At 69.9% G+C, this 17108-nt stretch carries 15 protein-coding genes; 13 read left to right on the top strand and 2 right to left on the bottom strand.

Annotated elements, in window-relative coordinates:
* From ACZ4VT_RS09170 to nuoN, 13 genes are read left to right on the top strand one after another with little or no spacing between them, the layout of a single operon-like run.
* Positions 1–555, top strand: a complete 555-nt coding sequence (locus tag ACZ4VT_RS09170; protein WP_266381642.1) for a NuoB/complex I 20 kDa subunit family protein — start codon at positions 1–3, stop codon at positions 553–555.
* Entirely contained in the window at positions 552–1298 is a 747-nt protein-coding gene (locus ACZ4VT_RS09165; protein WP_467947937.1) for an NADH-quinone oxidoreductase subunit C, read from the top strand. The genes ACZ4VT_RS09170 and ACZ4VT_RS09165 overlap by 4 nt, the downstream gene beginning before the upstream one ends.
* A complete protein-coding gene (locus ACZ4VT_RS09160; RefSeq protein ID WP_467947935.1) occupies positions 1298–2638 on the top strand; it encodes an NADH-quinone oxidoreductase subunit D in 1341 nt (446 codons plus the stop codon). The genes ACZ4VT_RS09165 and ACZ4VT_RS09160 overlap by 1 nt, the downstream gene beginning before the upstream one ends.
* Positions 2635–3417: an NADH-quinone oxidoreductase subunit NuoE gene (nuoE, locus tag ACZ4VT_RS09155; RefSeq protein ID WP_467947934.1), complete on the top strand. Its 783-nt coding sequence runs from the start codon at positions 2635–2637 to the stop codon at positions 3415–3417. Before ACZ4VT_RS09160 ends, nuoE begins: the two co-directional genes overlap by 4 nt.
* The gene (nuoF, locus tag ACZ4VT_RS09150) at positions 3414–4811 is read left to right on the top strand and encodes an NADH-quinone oxidoreductase subunit NuoF (protein WP_467947932.1); all 1398 of its coding nucleotides are present in this window, start codon (positions 3414–3416) and stop codon (positions 4809–4811) included. The genes nuoE and nuoF overlap by 4 nt, the downstream gene beginning before the upstream one ends.
* Positions 4808–7312: an NADH-quinone oxidoreductase subunit G gene (locus ACZ4VT_RS09145; RefSeq protein WP_467947931.1), complete on the top strand. Its 2505-nt coding sequence runs from the start codon at positions 4808–4810 to the stop codon at positions 7310–7312. The genes nuoF and ACZ4VT_RS09145 overlap by 4 nt, the downstream gene beginning before the upstream one ends.
* The gene (gene nuoH / locus ACZ4VT_RS09140; protein WP_467947929.1) at positions 7309–8676 is read left to right on the top strand and encodes an NADH-quinone oxidoreductase subunit NuoH; all 1368 of its coding nucleotides are present in this window, start codon (positions 7309–7311) and stop codon (positions 8674–8676) included. Before ACZ4VT_RS09145 ends, nuoH begins: the two co-directional genes overlap by 4 nt.
* Before the next feature lie 3 nt (positions 8677–8679).
* Entirely contained in the window at positions 8680–9291 is a 612-nt protein-coding gene (gene nuoI / locus ACZ4VT_RS09135; RefSeq protein WP_388475544.1) for an NADH-quinone oxidoreductase subunit NuoI, read from the top strand.
* On the top strand, positions 9288–10094 hold the full coding sequence (locus ACZ4VT_RS09130) for an NADH-quinone oxidoreductase subunit J (protein ID WP_467947927.1): 807 nt from the start codon (positions 9288–9290) through the stop codon (positions 10092–10094). Before nuoI ends, ACZ4VT_RS09130 begins: the two co-directional genes overlap by 4 nt.
* A complete protein-coding gene (gene nuoK / locus ACZ4VT_RS09125) occupies positions 10091–10390 on the top strand; it encodes an NADH-quinone oxidoreductase subunit NuoK (protein ID WP_030653455.1) in 300 nt (99 codons plus the stop codon). Before ACZ4VT_RS09130 ends, nuoK begins: the two co-directional genes overlap by 4 nt.
* Before the next feature lie 9 nt (positions 10391–10399).
* Entirely contained in the window at positions 10400–12295 is a 1896-nt protein-coding gene (nuoL, locus tag ACZ4VT_RS09120) for an NADH-quinone oxidoreductase subunit L (protein WP_467947926.1), read from the top strand.
* A 1-nt stretch (position 12296) separates the two neighbouring features.
* On the top strand, positions 12297–13889 hold the full coding sequence (locus ACZ4VT_RS09115; RefSeq protein ID WP_362805811.1) for an NADH-quinone oxidoreductase subunit M: 1593 nt from the start codon (positions 12297–12299) through the stop codon (positions 13887–13889).
* Positions 13886–15541: an NADH-quinone oxidoreductase subunit NuoN gene (gene nuoN / locus ACZ4VT_RS09110; RefSeq protein WP_467947923.1), complete on the top strand. Its 1656-nt coding sequence runs from the start codon at positions 13886–13888 to the stop codon at positions 15539–15541. The genes ACZ4VT_RS09115 and nuoN overlap by 4 nt, the downstream gene beginning before the upstream one ends.
* Before the next feature lie 66 nt (positions 15542–15607).
* On the opposite strand, the gene ACZ4VT_RS09105 is transcribed toward nuoN, so the two are convergent.
* Both ACZ4VT_RS09105 and ACZ4VT_RS09100 read right to left on the bottom strand, forming a co-directional pair.
* Positions 15608–16222 carry a Uma2 family endonuclease gene (locus tag ACZ4VT_RS09105; protein WP_467947921.1) on the bottom strand — a complete coding sequence of 205 codons (615 nt, stop codon included), beginning with the start codon at positions 16220–16222 and terminating at the stop codon, positions 15608–15610.
* 121 nt (positions 16223–16343) lie between these two features.
* Positions 16344–16949 (bottom strand): hypothetical protein, encoded by a 606-nt coding sequence (locus ACZ4VT_RS09100; protein WP_467947919.1) that lies wholly within the window; start codon positions 16947–16949, stop codon positions 16344–16346.
* Positions 16950–17108: the final 159 nt, after the last annotated feature.

The raw sequence follows: 17108 nt of genomic DNA, 5'->3' as shown, positions 1-17108 counted from the left end.
ATGGGACTGGAAGAGAAGCTGCCGAGCGGCTTCCTGCTGACCACCGTCGAACAGGCCGCGGGCTGGGTGCGCAAGTCGTCCGTCTTCCCGGCGACCTTCGGCCTGGCCTGCTGCGCCATCGAGATGATGACCACCGGAGCGGGCCGGTACGACCTGGCCCGCTTCGGCATGGAGGTCTTCCGCGGCTCCCCGCGCCAGGCCGACCTGATGATCGTGGCCGGCCGGGTCAGCCAGAAGATGGCGCCGGTGCTGCGGCAGGTGTACGACCAGATGCCCGCTCCCAAATGGGTCATCTCCATGGGGGTCTGCGCCTCTTCGGGCGGCATGTTCAACAACTACGCGATCGTCCAGGGCGTCGACCACATCGTCCCGGTGGACATCTACCTGCCCGGCTGCCCGCCGCGCCCCGAGATGCTGCTGGACGCGATCCTCAAGCTCCACCAGAAGATCCAGGGCGGAAAGCTCGGCGTGAACCGGGAAGAGGCGGCACGTGAGGCGGAGGAGGCGGCCCTCAAGGCCCTCCCCACCATCGAGATGAAGGGGCTGCTCCGGTGAGCGAGACCCAAGAGCCGGAGAACGGCACCACGGGCGAGAACGGCGGCAACGGCGGCAACGTCCCCGCGCCGCGCGACCAGGGACCCGAGGTCATCGGCGTTCGCAAGGGCATGTTCGGCGCCAGTGACGGCGGTGACACGAGCGGTTACGGCGGCCTGGTGCGCACCGTCGCCCTGCCCGGCGCGACCAGCCGCCCGTACGGCTCCTACTTCGACGAGGTGGCCGACGAGCTCGAAGGCGCCCTGGAGGAGCAGGACCTGCTCCCCGAGAACGCCATCGAGAAGACGGTGGTCGACCGGGGCGAGCTGACCTTCCACATCGCCCGCGAGCACCTCGTCCGGGTCGCGCGCACCCTGCGCGACGACCCCGCCCTGCGCTTCGAACTCTGCACCGGCGTCTCCGGGGTGCACTTCCCCGATGACAAGGGCCGCGAGCTGCACGCCGTCTACCACCTGCGCTCGCTCACCCACGGCCGGATCGTGCGGCTGGAGGTGTCCGTCCCGGACAGCGACCCGCACCTCCCGTCGCTCGTCCCGGTCTACCCGACCAACGACTGGCACGAGCGCGAGACGTACGACTTCTTCGGCCTGATCTTCGACGGGCACCCGGCCCTGACCCGGATCATGATGCCGGACGACTGGCAGGGCTTCCCGCAGCGCAAGGACTACCCGCTCGGCGGCATCCCCATCGAGTACAAGGGCGCCCAGATCCCGGCTCCCGACCAGCGGAGGTCGTACAGCTGATGTCCACGTCAAACCACGCCTCCGCCGACCACGCATCCGCGCGCGAGACGACCGAGGGCACCGTCTACACCGTCACCGGCGGCGACTGGGACGAGATCGTCCAGTCCGCGGCCAGGGCCGACGACGAGCGGATCGTCGTCAACATGGGCCCCCAGCACCCGTCCACCCACGGGGTGCTCCGCCTGATCCTGGAGATCGACGGCGAGACGGTCACCGAGGCCCGCTGCGGCATCGGCTACCTGCACACCGGCATCGAGAAGAACCTCGAATACCGGAACTGGACGCAGGGCACCACCTTCGTGACGCGCATGGACTACCTGACGCCGTTCTTCAACGAGACGGCGTACTGCCTCGGCGTCGAGAAGCTGCTCGGCATCACCGACCAGATCCCGGACCGCGCCACCGTCATCCGCGTCCTGCTGATGGAGCTCAACCGGCTCTCCTCCCACCTGGTGTGCATCGCCACCGGCGGCATGGAGCTGGGCGCCACCACGATCATGATCTACGGCTTCCGCGACCGCGAGCTGATCCTCGACATCTTCGAGCTGATCACCGGGCTGCGCATGAACCACGCGTTCGTCCGCCCCGGCGGCCTCGCGCAGGACCTGCCCCCGGGCGCCGTCGACCAGCTGCGCGAATTCGTCAAGACGATGAAGAAGAACCTGCCGGAGTACGACAAGCTCGCCACCGGCAACCCCATCTTCAAGGCCCGCATGCAGGACGTCGGCTACCTCGACCTCACCGGCTGCATGGCGCTCGGCGCCACCGGCCCGATCCTGCGCTCCGCCGGCCTGCCGCACGACCTGCGCAAGTCCGAGCCGTACTGCGGTTACGAGAACTACGAGTTCGACGTGCCGACCACCGAGAGCTGCGACTCCTACGGGCGGTTCCTGATCCGCCTGGAGGAGATGCGCCAGTCGCTGCGGATCGTCGAGCAGTGCCTGGAGCGCCTGGAGCCGGGCCCGGTGATGGTCGCCGACAAGAAGATCGCCTGGCCGGCGCAGCTGGCGATGGGCCCCGACGGCCTCGGCAACTCGCTCGACCACATCAGGAACATCATGGGCACCTCCATGGAGGCCCTCATCCACCACTTCAAGCTGGTGACCGAGGGCTTCCGGGTACCGGCCGGACAGGCCTACGCGGCCGTCGAATCGCCCAAGGGCGAGCTCGGCGTGCACGTCGTCTCCGACGGCGGCACCCGCCCCTACCGGGTCCACTTCCGCGACCCGTCCTTCACCAACCTGCAGGCCATGGCCGCGATGTGCGAGGGCGGCCAGGTCGCCGACGTCATCGTCGCCGTCGCCTCCATCGACCCCGTGATGGGAGGCGTCGACCGATGACCGCCAGTCCTCAGAACCAAGGGGTCTCGCTGGGCATGCCCCAGCTGCCGGCCCCCGACTTTCCGGCGGAGGTACGCGAGCGCCTCGAAGCGGACGCGAAGGATGTCATCGCCCGCTACCCCGACAGCCGCTCGGCCCTGCTGCCGCTGCTGCACCTGTGCCAGGCACAGGAGGGCCACGTCTCGCGCACCGGAGTCCGCTTCTGCGCCGAGGTGCTGGGCCTGACCACCGCCGAGGTCACGGCCGTCGCGACCTTCTACACGATGTACCGGCGCAAGCCCTCCGGCGACTACCAGGTCGGCGTGTGCACGAACACCCTGTGCGCGGTGATGGGCGGGGACGCCATCTTCGAGGAACTCAAGGAGCACCTCGGGGTCGGCAACAACGAGACCACCCCCGACGGCAAGGTCACCCTCGAACACATCGAGTGCAACGCGGCCTGCGACTTCGCCCCCGTGGTGATGGTCAACTGGGAGTTCTTCGACAACCAGACCCCCGCGTCCGCCAAGGCCCTGGTGGACGACCTGCTGGCCGGCCGCGAGGTCTCGCCGACCCGGGGCGCGCCGCTGTGCACGTACAAGGAGACCGCCCGGATCCTGGCCGGGTTCCCTGACGAGCGCCAGGGCGCGGTCGAGGCGACCGGCGGCGCCGGTCCCGCCTCCCTGATCGGACTGCGCATCGCCCGCGGCGAGTCCCCGCACGCCTCGATCGTGCACCCAAGGTCCGAGGCGCACGGCGAGACCCGTGGCGACACCACCACCGAGGGAGGGGAGGGATGACCGTGTCCTCCGAACTGAGCAATGGGGGCAGCACCTCCCGGCCGTCGGCCGGCGGAGGCACGAGCCCGGAGAAGCTCCTCGCGCCCGTGCTGTCGGCCTTCTGGGACGAGCCGCAGTCGTGGACGCTGGAGACCTACCGGCGCCACGAGGGCTACGAGGGCCTGCGCAAGGCGCTCGCGATGACACCGGACGACCTCATCGCGTACGTCAAGGACTCGGGCCTGCGCGGACGCGGCGGCGCCGGCTTCCCCACCGGGATGAAGTGGCAGTTCATCCCGCAGGGCGACGGGAAGCCGCACTACCTCGTCGTGAACGCGGACGAGTCGGAGCCGGGAACCTGCAAGGACATCCCCCTCCTCTTCGCCAACCCGCACTCCCTCATCGAGGGAATGATCATCGCGTGCTACGCGATCCGCTCGCAGCACGCCTTCATCTACCTGCGCGGCGAGGCCGTGCCGGTTCTGCGGCGCCTGCACGAGGCGGTGCGCGAGGCGTACGAGGCCGGTTACCTCGGGAAGGCTGCGGACAGGGAGAAGAGCGGCCTGGGGAGCGGGCTCGACCTCGACATCACGGTGCACGCGGGCGCGGGCGCGTACATCTGCGGCGAGGAGACGGCGCTGCTCGACTCCCTCGAAGGCCGGCGCGGTCAGCCCCGGCTGCGTCCCCCCTTCCCTGCCGTCGAGGGGCTCTACGCCTGCCCCACTGTCGTGAACAACGTCGAGTCCATCGCCTCGGTTCCCGCGATCCTGAACAAGGGCAAGGACTGGTTCAAGTCGATGGGGACCGAGAAGTCCCCCGGCTTCACGCTGTATTCGCTGTCCGGGCACGTCGTCGGCCCCGGCCAGTACGAGGCCCCGCTCGGCATCACCCTGCGCCAGCTCCTCGACATGAGCGGCGGCATGCGGCCCGGCCACCGGCTGAAGTTCTGGACCCCGGGCGGCTCCTCCACCCCGATGTTCACCGACGAGCACCTCGACGTCCCGCTCGACTACGAGGGCGTGGGCGCGGCCGGCTCGATGCTCGGCACCAAGGCGCTCCAGTGCTTCGACGAGACGACCTGCGTGGTGCGGGCCGTGACCCGGTGGACGGAGTTCTACGCCCACGAGTCCTGCGGCAAGTGCACCCCGTGCCGCGAGGGCACGTACTGGCTGGTCCAGCTGCTGCGCGACATCGAGGCCGGCAGGGGCGTCATGTCCGACCTCGACAAGCTGAACGACATCGCCGACAACATCAACGGCAAGTCCTTCTGCGCCCTCGGTGACGGCGCGGCCAGCCCCATCTTCTCCTCGCTCAAGTACTTCCGCGAGGAGTACGAGCAGCACATCACGGGCAAGGGCTGCCCCTTCGACCCCAGGAAGTCGACCCTTTGGGCCGACACGGAGGTGAACGCATGACCGTCACCACTACGGCCGCCTCCGGAGGAGACGCGGCCGTTCCGCCCGCGGATCTGGTGTCGCTGACCATCGACGGCGCCGAACTGTCCGTGCCCAAGGGCACCCTCGTCATCCGGGCCGCCGAACAGCTCGGCATCGAGATCCCCCGGTTCTGCGACCACCCCCTCCTCTCCCCGGCCGGCGCCTGCCGCCAGTGCATCGTCGAGGTCGAGGGCCAGCGCAAGCCGATGGCCTCCTGCACCATCACCTGCACCGACGGCATGGTCGTCAAGACGCAGCTGACCTCCGAGGTCGCCGACAAGGCCCAGCGCGGGGTGATGGAGCTGCTGCTCATCAACCACCCGCTGGACTGCCCGGTCTGCGACAAGGGCGGCGAGTGCCCGCTGCAGAACCAGGCGATGTCCCACGGCAACGCCGAATCGCGGTTCGAGGGCAGGAAGCGCACCTACGAGAAGCCCGTCCCGATCTCCACGCAGGTGCTGCTGGACCGCGAGCGCTGCGTACTGTGCGCCCGCTGCACCCGCTTCTCCAACGAGATCGCCGGCGACCCGATGATCGAGCTGCTGGAACGCGGCGCGCTCCAGCAGGTCGGCACCGGCGAGGGCGACCCCTTCGAGTCGTACTTCTCCGGCAACACCATCCAGATCTGTCCGGTCGGCGCCCTCACCTCGGCCGCGTACCGGTTCCGCTCCCGCCCGTTCGACCTCGTCTCCTCCCCGAGCGTGTGCGAGCACTGCGCGGGCGGCTGCGCGACCCGTACCGACCACCGCCGCGGAAAGGTGCTGCGCCGCCTCGCCGCGGAGGACCCCGAGGTCAACGAGGAGTGGATCTGCGACAAGGGCCGCTTCGGGTTCCGCTACGCACAGCGCCCGGACCGGCTCACCACCCCGCTGGTGCGCAGCGCCGCCGGGGTGCTGGAGCCGGCGAGCTGGCCCGAGGCCCTGGAGGCCGCCGCCAACGGGCTCGCCGCCGCGCGCGGCCGGGCCGGGGTGCTCACCGGCGGCCGGCTCACCGTCGAGGACGCCTACGCGTACGCGAAGTTCGCCCGGGTGGTGCTCGACACCAACGACATCGACTTCCGGGCCCGCGTGCACAGTGCGGAGGAGGCCGAGTTCCTGGCCGCCACCGTCGCCGGCACCGGCAAGGACCTCGACGGCAAGGGCGTCACCAACGCCTCGCTGGAGGCGGCCCCGGCCGTCCTCCTCGTCGGCATCGAGGCGGAGGAGGAGGCCCCCGGCGTCTTCCTGCGGCTGCGCAAGGCACACCGCAAGCACAAGCAGCGGACCTTCGCCCTCGCCCCGTTCGCCACCCGCGGCCTGGAGAAGACGGGCGGCACGCTGCTGGCCGCCGCCCCCGGCACCGAGCCCGAGTGGCTGGACGCACTCGCCTCCCGGACCGGCCTGGAGGCGGGCGGGTCCGTCGCCGCCGACGCGCTGCGCGAGCCCGGCGCCGTCCTCGTGGTCGGCGAGCGGCTCGCCGGGGTGCCCGGCGCGCTGACCGCCGCCGTACGGGCGGCCGCCGCGACCGGCGCGAAGCTGGTGTGGATCCCGCGCCGGGCCGGTGAGCGGGCCGCCGTCGAGGCGGGCGCGCTGCCGTCCCTGCTGCCGGGCGGCCGCCCGGCCACCGACCCGCGGGCCCGCGACGAGGTCGCCACCGCCTGGGGCCTGGACGAACTCCCGCACCGCTACGGCCGCGACACCGGCCAGATCGTCGAGGCCGCGGCCTCCCGCGAGCTCTCGGCCCTGCTGGTCGCGGGCGTCGAGGTGACCGACCTGCCGGATCCGGTCCGCGCGCGGATCGCCCTCCAGGAGGCCTTCGTGGTCTCCCTGGAACTGCGGCCCAGCGAGGTCACCGCCCACGCGGACGTGGTCCTCCCGGTCGCCGCGGTGGCCGAGAAGTCCGGCGCGTTCATCAACTGGGAGGGCAGGGTCCGCCCGTTCGAGGCGGCGCTCAAGCCCGACCAGATGACCCGCCGGCTCGCCCCGGCCGACGCCCGCGTGCTCCACATGCTGGCCGACGCCGCCGACCGGCCGATCGCGCTGCCCGACGTACACGCCGTACGCCGGGAGCTCGACGCGCTCGGCGCGTGGGCCGGGGAGCGCGCCGCCGAACAGGCCGCCGACACCGCGCCGCTGCCCCGCCCGGGCGTCGGCGAGGCGGTCCTCGCGGGCCACCGGCTCCTCCTCGACCTGGGCCGGCTCCAGGAAGGCGACGAGGCCCTGGCCGGCACCCGGCACGAGGCGAGCGCCCGGCTGTCGGCCGCCACGGCCGCCGAGACGGGCGTCAAGAACGGCGACGTCCTCGCGGTCACCGGCCCGGCCGGCTCCGTGGAACTCCCGCTCCGGATCACCGAGATGCCCGACCGCGTGGTCTGGCTCCCGCTGAACTCCACCGGCTCCGGCGTCCTCGCCGACGCCGGCGCCCGCCCGGGCAGCCTCGTACGCATCGGCCCGGCGACCCCGGCCGGCGCCGGCGACACCACTGCGGAGGTGGACGCGTGAACGCGGTACACGGTGACTTCGTACAACTGGCCGCCGAGGACCTGTCCCTGTTCGGCCGGGACGTCTGGTGGCTCGTCGTCCTCAAGGCGGTGTTCTGCTTCGCCTTCCTGATGGTGACCGTGCTCTTCTCCATCGTGTGGGAGCGCAAGGTCGTCGCCTGGATGCAGCTGCGCATCGGCCCCAACCGGCACGGGCCCTGGGGCATGCTCCAGTCGCTCGCCGACGGCGTGAAGCTGATGCTCAAGGAAGACCTCATCGTCAAGCGCGCCGACAAGGTGGTCTACGTCCTGGCCCCGATCATCGCGGCGATCCCGGCCTTCATGGCCATCGCGGTGATCCCCTTCGGGCCCGCGGACGACCAGGTCTCCATCTTCGGCCAGCGCACCAGCATGCAGCTGACCGACCTGCCCATCGCGATGCTCTACATCCTCGCGGTGGCCTCGGTCGGCATCTACGGCATCGTGCTGGCGGGCTGGTCCTCCGGCTCCACGTACCCGCTCCTCGGCGGACTGCGCTCCTGCGCGCAGATGATCTCCTACGAGATCGCGATGGGCGCGGCCTTCGCCTCGGTCTTCCTCTACTCCGGGTCGATGTCGACCTCGGCGATCGTCGAGGCGCAGGAGGACCGCTGGTTCATCGTCCTGCTGCCGGTGTCCTTCATCATCTACGTCATCACGATGGTCGGCGAGACGAACCGCGCCCCCTTCGACATGCCGGAGTCCGAGGGCGACCTCGTCGGCGGCTTCAACACCGAGTACTCGTCCATCAAGTTCGCGCTGTTCATGCTGGCCGAGTACGTCAACATGGTCACCGTCTCGGCGGTCTCGGTCACCCTCTTCCTGGGCGGCTGGCGGGCCCCGTACCCGATCAGCACCTTCTGGGAGGGCGCGAACCACGGCTGGTGGCCGATGCTCTGGTTCGTCCTCAAGGTGCAGCTGCTGCTGTTCTTCTTCATCTGGCTGCGCGGCACGCTGCCGCGCGTGCGCTACGACCAGCTGATGAAGCTCGGCTGGAAGGTGCTCATCCCGGTCTCCGTGGTCTGGCTGATGCTGGTCGCGACCGTCCGGGCGCTGCGCAACGAGGCGTACGACTTCAGCGAGATCGTCCTCTACGTCGGCGGCGGGGTCGTGGCGATCCTGCTGCTCTCCTTCGTCGCGGACGTCTTCCGTGACAAGCGCGAGAAGGCGCAGGCCGCCGAGGCCGTCGACGACGCCGTGCCCTTCGACCCGCTGGCGGGCGGATTCCCCGTACCGCCCAAGCCCGGCCAGCACCTGGCACCCGTACCCCGCAGGCGGCCTCGCAGCGAGCGGGAGCTGATTGTCAGTGGCGGGACGAATACTGACAGTGACCGAGAGGAGGCTTGAGAGATGTCCGACGACGACAAGTGGCAGAACCCGGTGGCGGGCTTCGGCGTGACCTTCAAGGCCATGTTCAAGAAGCGCCTCACCGAGCAGTACCCGGAGCAGCAGAAGACGACCGCCCCGCGCTTCCACGGACGGCATCAGCTCAACCGGCACCCCGACGGTCTGGAGAAGTGCATCGGGTGCGAGCTGTGCGCCTGGGCCTGTCCCGCCGACGCGATCTACGTGGAGGGCGCGGACAACACCGAGGAGGAGCGCTACTCCCCGGGGGAGCGGTACGGCGCCGTCTACCAGATCAACTACGCCCGCTGCATCCTGTGCGGGCTGTGCGTCGAGGCTTGCCCGACCCGGGCCCTGACCATGACGAACGAGTTCGAACTGGCCGACGCCAGCCGCGAGTCGCTCATCTACACCAAGGAGCAGCTGCTCGCCGGCCTCACCGAGGGCATGGTCGAGGCGCCGCACGCGATGTACCCCGGCACGGAGGACACCGACTATTACCGCGGGCAGGTGACGGGGGCGGCCCCGGGCACGGTCCGGCAGGTCGCGGTCACCAAGGGCGAGAAGCCCGAGGACGAGTCGGTGGACGGGCCCCAGGCCGAGGAGGTGCAGGCGTGAGCACCCTCGCGGCAAGCCTCACCTCCACGGGCGAGGCCGTGCAGTTCTGGGTCCTCGGCACGGTCGCCGTCATCGGCGCGCTGGCCACGATCCTGATGAAGAAGGCCGTGCACAGCGCGCTCAGCCTGGCCGGAACGATGATCATCCTGGCGGTCTTCTACCTCGCCAACGGGGCGTACTTCCTGGGCGTCGTCCAGGTCATCGTCTACACCGGCGCGATCATGATGCTGTTCCTCTTCGTGGTCATGCTCGTCGGCGTCACCGCCGCCGACTCCCTGAAGGAGACCATCAAGGGGCAGCGCTGGCTGGCCGCCCTGTGCGGGCTGGGCTTCGGCATCCTGCTGATCACCGGCATCGCCAACGCCGGCCTGACCCACTTCAACGGGCTCGGCCGGATCAACTCCGCCGGACACGTCGAGGGCCTGGCGCAGCTGATCTTCACCAAGTACGTCTTCGCCTTCGAGATCACCGGCGCGCTGCTGATCACCGCGGCCGTCGGCGCGATGGTGCTCACCCACCGCGAGCGCACCGAACGGGCCGCCACCCAGCGCGAGCTGGCCGAGAAGCGCGTCCGTGAGGGCGTGCAGCTCCCGCCGCTGCCCGCGCCCGGCGTCTACGCCCGGCACAACGCGGTGGACGTGGCCGGTCTGCTGCCGGACGGCACCCCGTCCGAGCTGACGGTCAGCAAGACGCTGCGCGCCCGCGGTCAGATCCGTGACGTGTCGAGCGAGGCGCTGAACGACCTGAAGGCGCTGGAGCAGGCGTCGGCGGAGCGCCTCGGCCGCGAGGAGGCATCCAAGTGAATCCGGTCAACTACCTGTACCTGGCGGCCCTGCTGTTCACCATCGGCGCGACCGGCGTGCTGATCCGCAAGAACGCGATCGTGCTGTTCATGTGCGTCGAGCTGATGCTCAACGCCTGCAACCTCGCCTTCGTCGCCTTCTCGCGGATGCACGGCAACCTCGACGGCCAGATCATCGCGTTCTTCACGATGGTCGTCGCCGCCGCGGAGGTCGTGGTCGGCCTGGCGATCATCGTGTCGCTGTTCCGTACCCGCCACTCGGCCTCGGTCGACGACGCCAGCCTGATGAAGCTGTAAGGGGTCGCTGTGGAGAACCTGATTGCGCTGCTGGTGGCAGCGCCCCTGCTCGGAGCGGTGGTGCTGCTGTGCGGCGGACGGCGCCTCGACAAGGTCGGTCACTGGATCGGCACCCTGCTCGCGGCCGTCTCCTTCGGGATCGGCGCCGTCCTGTTCGCGGACATGCTGTCGCGCAGCGGCGACGACCGGACCCTGTACCAGCGCCTGTACACCTGGATCCCCGTCGAGGGCTTCCAGGCGGACATGGCCTTCCAGCTGGACCAGCTGTCGATGACCTTCGTCCTGCTGATCTCCGGGGTGGGCACGCTCATCCACGTGTACTCGATCGGGTACATGGAGCACGACGAGCGCCGCCGCCGCTTCTTCGGCTACCTCAACCTGTTCGTCGCGGCGATGCTGCTGCTGGTCCTCGCCGACAACTACCTGCTGCTGTACTTCGGCTGGGAGGGCGTGGGCCTCGCCTCGTACCTCCTGATCGGCTTCTGGCAGCACAAGCCCAGCGCGGCCACCGCCGCGAAGAAGGCCTTCCTCGTCAACCGCGTCGGCGACATGGGCCTGTCGATCGCGATCATGATGATGTTCACCACCTTCGGGACCTTCACCTTCGGGCCGGTGCTCGCCTCGGTGGGCGAGACCTCCGAGGGCACGCTGACGGCGATCGGCCTGATGCTGCTGCTGGCCGCCTGCGGCAAGTCGGCGCAGGTCCCGCTGCAGTCCTGGCTCGGTGACGCGATGGAGGGCCCGACCCCGGTCTCGGCCCTGATCCACGCCGCCACCATGGTGACCGCGGGCGTGTACCTGATCGTCCGCTCGGGCGCCATCTTCAACGGGGCGCCGGACGCGCAGCTCGTGGTGACCGTCGTGGGCGCGGTCACGCTGCTCTTCGGTGCGATCGTCGGTTGCGCGAAGGACGACATCAAGAAGGCCCTGGCGGGCTCGACGATGTCGCAGATCGGCTACATGATCCTCGCCGCCGGCCTCGGCCCGATCGGCTACGTCTTCGCGATCATGCACCTGGTGACGCACGGCTTCTTCAAGGCCGGCCTCTTCCTCGGCGCGGGTTCCGTGATGCACGGGATGAACGACGAGGTCGACATGCGCAAGTACGGGGGCCTGCGCAGGTACATGCCGGTCACCTTCGCCACCTTCGGACTCGGGTACCTGGCCATCATCGGCTTCCCGGGCCTGTCCGGCTTCTTCTCCAAGGACATGATCATCGAGGCGGCCTTCGCGAAGGGCGGCACCGAGGGCTGGATCCTCGGCGGCGTGACCCTGCTGGGCGCCGGCATCACCGCGTTCTACATGACCCGCGTCATGCTCCTCACCTTCTTCGGCGAGAAGCGCTGGCAGCCGGACGCCGAGGGCCACCCGCCGCACCCGCACGAGTCCCCGAAGTCGATGACCATCCCGATGGTCATCCTGGCCTTCGGCTCGGTCTTCGCCGGCGCCTTCTTCGAGATCGGCGAGCGCTTCCTCAAGTGGCTGGAGCCCGTCACCGGTTACGAGCACGGCAACCCGCCGGTCAGTGCCATGACGGTGACCGCCTCGACCATGGTGGTCCTGGTCGTCGGCATCGGCATCGCCTGGGCGAAGTACGGCCGCCGGCCCGTCCCGGTCGTCGCCCCGCGCGGCTCGCTCCTCACCCGGGCGGCCCGCCGGGACCTGTACCAGGACGACTTCAACCACGTCGTGCTGGTGCGCGGCGGGGAGCACCTGACCCGCTCGCTCGTGTACGTCGACCACAGCCTGGTCGACGGTGTGGTCAACGGGACGGCCGCCTCGGTCGGCGGGCTCTCGGGCCGGCTCCGCAAACTGCAGAACGGCTACGCCCGCAGCTACGCGGTCTCGATGTTCGGGGGCACGGTGGTCCTGATCGCCGCGACCCTGCTGATGAGGGCGGTGTGAAATGAGTTTCCCGCTTCTGACGGTGACGGCCGCGGTCCCCGCGGTCGGCGCGATCCTGACGGCGGCCGTCCCGGCCGCCCGCAGGACCGCCGCCAAGTGGCTCGCGCTGTTCTTCTCGCTGGCGACGCTGGCCCTGGCCGTGCTCGTCGCGGTCCGCTTCGACCCGAGCGGTGATCGCTACCAGCTCACCGAATCCCGCCCCTGGATCGCCGACTTCGGCGTCCGCTACGAACTGGGCGTCGACGGGATCGGGGTGGTGCTCATCGGGCTCACCGCGCTCCTGATCCCCTTCGTGATCGCGGCCGGCTGGCACGACGCCGACCCCCTGGAGACCAAGAGCTCCCGGTGGCGGCCGACCCAGGGCTTCTTCGCCCTGATCCTGCTGGTCGAGGCGATGGTGATCATCTCCTTCGAGGCCACCGACGTCTTCCTCTTCTACATCTTCTTCGAAGCCATGCTCATCCCGATGTACTTCCTCATCGGCGGCTTCGGGGACCGGGCCCATTCCGGCACCGACGAGAACGCGGCCGCGCAGCGCTCGTACGCGGCGGTCAAGTTCCTCCTCTACAACCTGGTCGGCGGCCTGATCATGCTGGCCGCGGTCATCGGGCTGTACGTGGTCGCCGGGAACTTCTCGCTCCAGGAGATCACCGCCGCCCGTGCCGCGGGCACGCTCGACATGGCGACCAACACCGAGCGGCTGCTCTTCCTCGGCTTCTTCTTCGCCTTCGCGGTGAAGGCCCCGCTGTGGCCGCTGCACACCTGGCTGCCGAACGCGATGGGCGAGTCCACGGCCCCGGTGGCCGTCCTGATCACCGCGGTCGTCGACAAGGTCGGCACCTTCGCGATGCTCCGCTTCTGCCTCGGGCTCTTCCCGGACGCCAGCAAGTGGGCCACGCCGGTGATCCTGGTCCTGGCCCTGATCAGCATCGTCTACGGCGCGCTGGTCGCGGTCGGCCAGCGGGACATCAAGCGGCTGGTCGCCTACGCCTCGATCTCGCACTTCGGCTTCATCATCCTGGGCATCTTCGCGATGACCTCCCAGGGCCAGTCCGGCGCCACCCTCTACATGGTCAATCACGGCCTGTCGACGGCGGCGCTGATGCTGGTGGCCGGCTTCCTGATCTCGCGGCGCGGCTCGCGGCTCATCGCCGACTACGGCGGCGTCCAGAAGGTGGCCCCGGTCCTCGCCGGCACCTTCCTCATCGGCGGCCTCGCCACCCTCTCGCTGCCGGGCCTCGCACCCTTCGTCAGCGAATTCCTGGTTCTGGTCGGCACGTTCGCCCGGTACCCGGTCGTCGGCATCATCGCCACCATCGGCATCGTGCTCGCCGCGCTCTACACGCTGGTGCTCTACCAGCGCACGATGACCGGCCCCGTGAAGGAGGAGGTCCGCACGATGCCGGACCTGCGCCTGCGGGAGCTGCTGGTGGTCGCCCCGCTGATCGCGCTGCTGATCGGGCTGGGCGTCTACCCGAAGGTGCTCACCGACATCGTCAACCCGGCGGTGGAGCACACCATGTCGGACGTGAAGCAGACGGACCCGCAGCCCGAGGTGGACGTGGAAGCGAAGAACGGGGAGGCGGCGAAGTGAGCACACTGACTTCCGCCCACAGCCTGTGGACACTGGCGGCCGAGGCACCGGTCGACCGGATCCCGGCACCGACCATCGAGTACGCACAGCTCGCGCCCACGCTGATCGTGGTGGGCGCGGCGGTCCTCGGGATCCTCGTGGAGGCCTTCGTGCCCCGCAAGTCCCGTTACTACGTGCAGCTGTTCCTCGCCGTCGCGGCGCTGGCGTCGGCCTTCGCTGCGGTCGTCGGCCTCGCGGCCGGCGGGTACGGGTCGACCAAGGCCCACATCGCCGCGATGGGCGCCATCGCCGTCGACGGTCCGGCGCTGTTCCTGCAGGGCACCATCCTGCTGGCCTCGGTCGTCGCGATCTTCACCTTCGCCGAGCGGCGCCTCGACCCGGCCGCGCACGGCAACCGGGTGGACTCCTTCGCCGCCCAGGCGGCGTCCGTACCGGGCAGCGAGAGCGAGAAGGCCGCCGTCAAGGCGGGCTTCGCCACCACCGAGGTCTTCCCGCTGGCCCTGTTCGCGATCGCCGGGATGCTGATCTTCCCGGCGGCCAACGACCTGCTGACGCTGTTCATCGCGCTGGAGGTCTTCTCCCTCCCGCTGTACCTGCTCTGCGCCGTCGCCCGCCGCCAGCGGCTGATGTCGCAGGAGGCCGCGGTGAAGTACTTCCTGCTGGGCGCCTTCTCCTCCGCCTTCCTCCTCTTCGGCATCGCGCTGCTCTACGGGTACGCGGGCTCGGTCTCGTACGCGGTGATCGCCGACGTGGTCGACGGCACGGTCACGAAGATCGACCCGGCGCTGGCCTCCACCATGGGCAATGACGCGCTGCTGCTGATCGGCGGCGCGCTGATCCTGATGGGCCTGCTCTTCAAGGTCGGCGCGGTCCCGTTCCACATGTGGACCCCGGACGTCTACCAGGGCGCCCCGACACCGGTCACCGGCTTCATGGCCGCCGCGACGAAGGTCGCCGCGTTCGGCGCCCTGCTGCGGCTGCTGTACGTGGTGCTCCCGGGCCTGCGGTGGGACTGGCGGCCGGTGATGTGGGCGATCGCCATCGTCACGATGCTGGCGGGCGCGGTGATCGCCGTGACCCAGACCGACGTCAAGCGGCTCCTCGCCTACTCCTCGATCGCGCACGCGGGCTTCATCCTGGCCGGTGTGATCGCGACGTCGGCGCAGGGCGTCCAGTCCGTCCTCTTCTACCTGGGCGCGTACTCCTTCGTGACGATCGGCGCCTTCGCGGTGGTCACGCTGGTGCGCGACGCGGGCGGCGAGGCGACGCACCTGTCCAAGTGGGCGGGGCTCGGCCGGCGTTCGCCGCTGACGGCGGCCGTCTTCGCGGTGTTCCTGCTGGCCTTCGCCGGCATCCCGCTGACGTCGGGCTTCACGGGCAAGTTCGCCGTGTTCCGGGCGGCGGCGGAGGGCGGCGCGGGCGCGCTGGTCGTGGTCGGTGTCCTCTCGTCCGCGATCGCCGCGTTCTTCTACATCCGGGTGATCGTCCTGATGTTCTTCAGCGAGCCGAAGGCCGACGGCCCGACGGTGGCGGTCCCCTCGCCGCTGACGATGACCACCATCGCGGTGGGCGTCGCGGTCACCGTGGTCCTGGGCGTGGCCCCGCAGTACTTCCTGGACCTGGCGGGGCAGGCGAGCACGTTCGTCCGCTGACCGGTCCGTGCAATGGCCAAGGGCCCGGCCCCCTTCGGGGGGCCGGGCCCTTGGTTGTGCGCGGGTCTACTCCGGTAGCCCCTTCGGTTTGATGGTGGTGAGGTCCAGGTCGATGGGGAAGGGAACCGCGACCTTCAGCCGGTCGTGGAAGATGCCCGTTGCGACGTAGACACGCGTGGCCGGTTCGAATTCGAACACATAGACGACTGCTCGGTCGTTCTTGTTCTCGACCCGCCAGTAGTGGGGGATTCCTGCCCGGGCGTATTTGGCCGGCTTGGTCTCGCGGTCCCGGCCGATCGAATCGGGGGAGACGACCTCGATGGCCAGCCGGACGGACGCGGCGGGGATCCGTGTCTGTTGCTCGGGGCCCCGGGCCAGTTCCTCATCGACGACGAGGACGTCCGGCTCGGGACGGTTCAGCCGGTCGATGTCGATGGTGAACTCTCTCATCACTTCGAGTCCGTCCGGAACCAGTGATTCGAGTTGCCATTCGAAGAATCGCAGGGCCCGCATGTGGAAACGGGTTTGCGGACTCGCGAAAATCAGGCTCCCGTCGATCAGCTCCGTGTGCGGAGGCAGGTTGGGAAGCCGGTCAAGGTCGTCGGCCGTCCACCCGCCCGAGGGCGGGACGGGCCAGCGCGGGGCGGGCTCCTGCTCGGGGGTCTCGGGATCGACGCTCATCGGTAGTGCTCCCATGCCACGGACTCTCGCGAGTCCGACCAGCGTATCGCCCGGGATTCCCGGAGAAGCCGTCCTTATGGGTGAGTCATATGCGCATGGCACTTGACTGCGCAGGTGCGGACTAGCGGCCGTGCCCGTGCCCGGGGTTCGCCGGGGTGGGCGCCTTCTTCGGGCAGTTCAGCGCCGGGTTCCAGTTGTGGAAGCGGCCCGCCGGGTTCTCCTTGTACGCCCACATGTGCAGGTCGTAGTGCTTGGGCATGCCCGCCCAGTGGCCCGGCATGGGCCCGTCGAAGGGAAGGCCGAACATGCTCGGACGGTCGTCGGCGGTCTTCAGGTCCTGGTCCCGGTCGGTGGACATCCACTCCACGGTCTGGAGCTTGCGGCGGCCGTTCCGGTCCTTGTCCTTGCTGTAGAGGAGCGCGGTCGGCCTGGCCGGGTCCTTCGAACCCCAGTTGGCCTGCTTCACGTAGTGGTAGCCCATGGCGCCGACCCCGAACGGGTTGGTCATGCACTCCTCGCCGTGGGGGACGTACCCGTCCTTGAGGGCCTCCCGCTCGTCCGCGTACTTGGCCGTCACCGCGATCGCCGTGGCCATGTCCCGCATCGCCTTCGCGTCGCGCGGATCGGGAGCCGGGCCCTCGACCCCGTGAGCCGGGGCAACGGCGGCCAGGCCGAGCGACACGGCGGCCGCGCAGGTGACGAGGGTCTTCAGGCTGCGTACGGACATGGCGGCGGCTCCTGGCGGTGGGGGTACGGGGTACGGGTTCCCGCTTCCATTCGTCCGTCCACCATCCCGGCCGCGCCCGCCGGGCGCACGCGGCGCGCCTCCGAACGGGGGCCGCACATGCGCGGACGGCGGTGGTGGCCGGGGCCGCCACCGCCGTCC

This window comes from Streptomyces sp. NPDC029164, assembly GCF_055563995.1.
The sequence above is the reverse complement of the archived record's forward strand: the minus strand, read 5'-3'. Positions and strand labels throughout refer to the sequence as shown.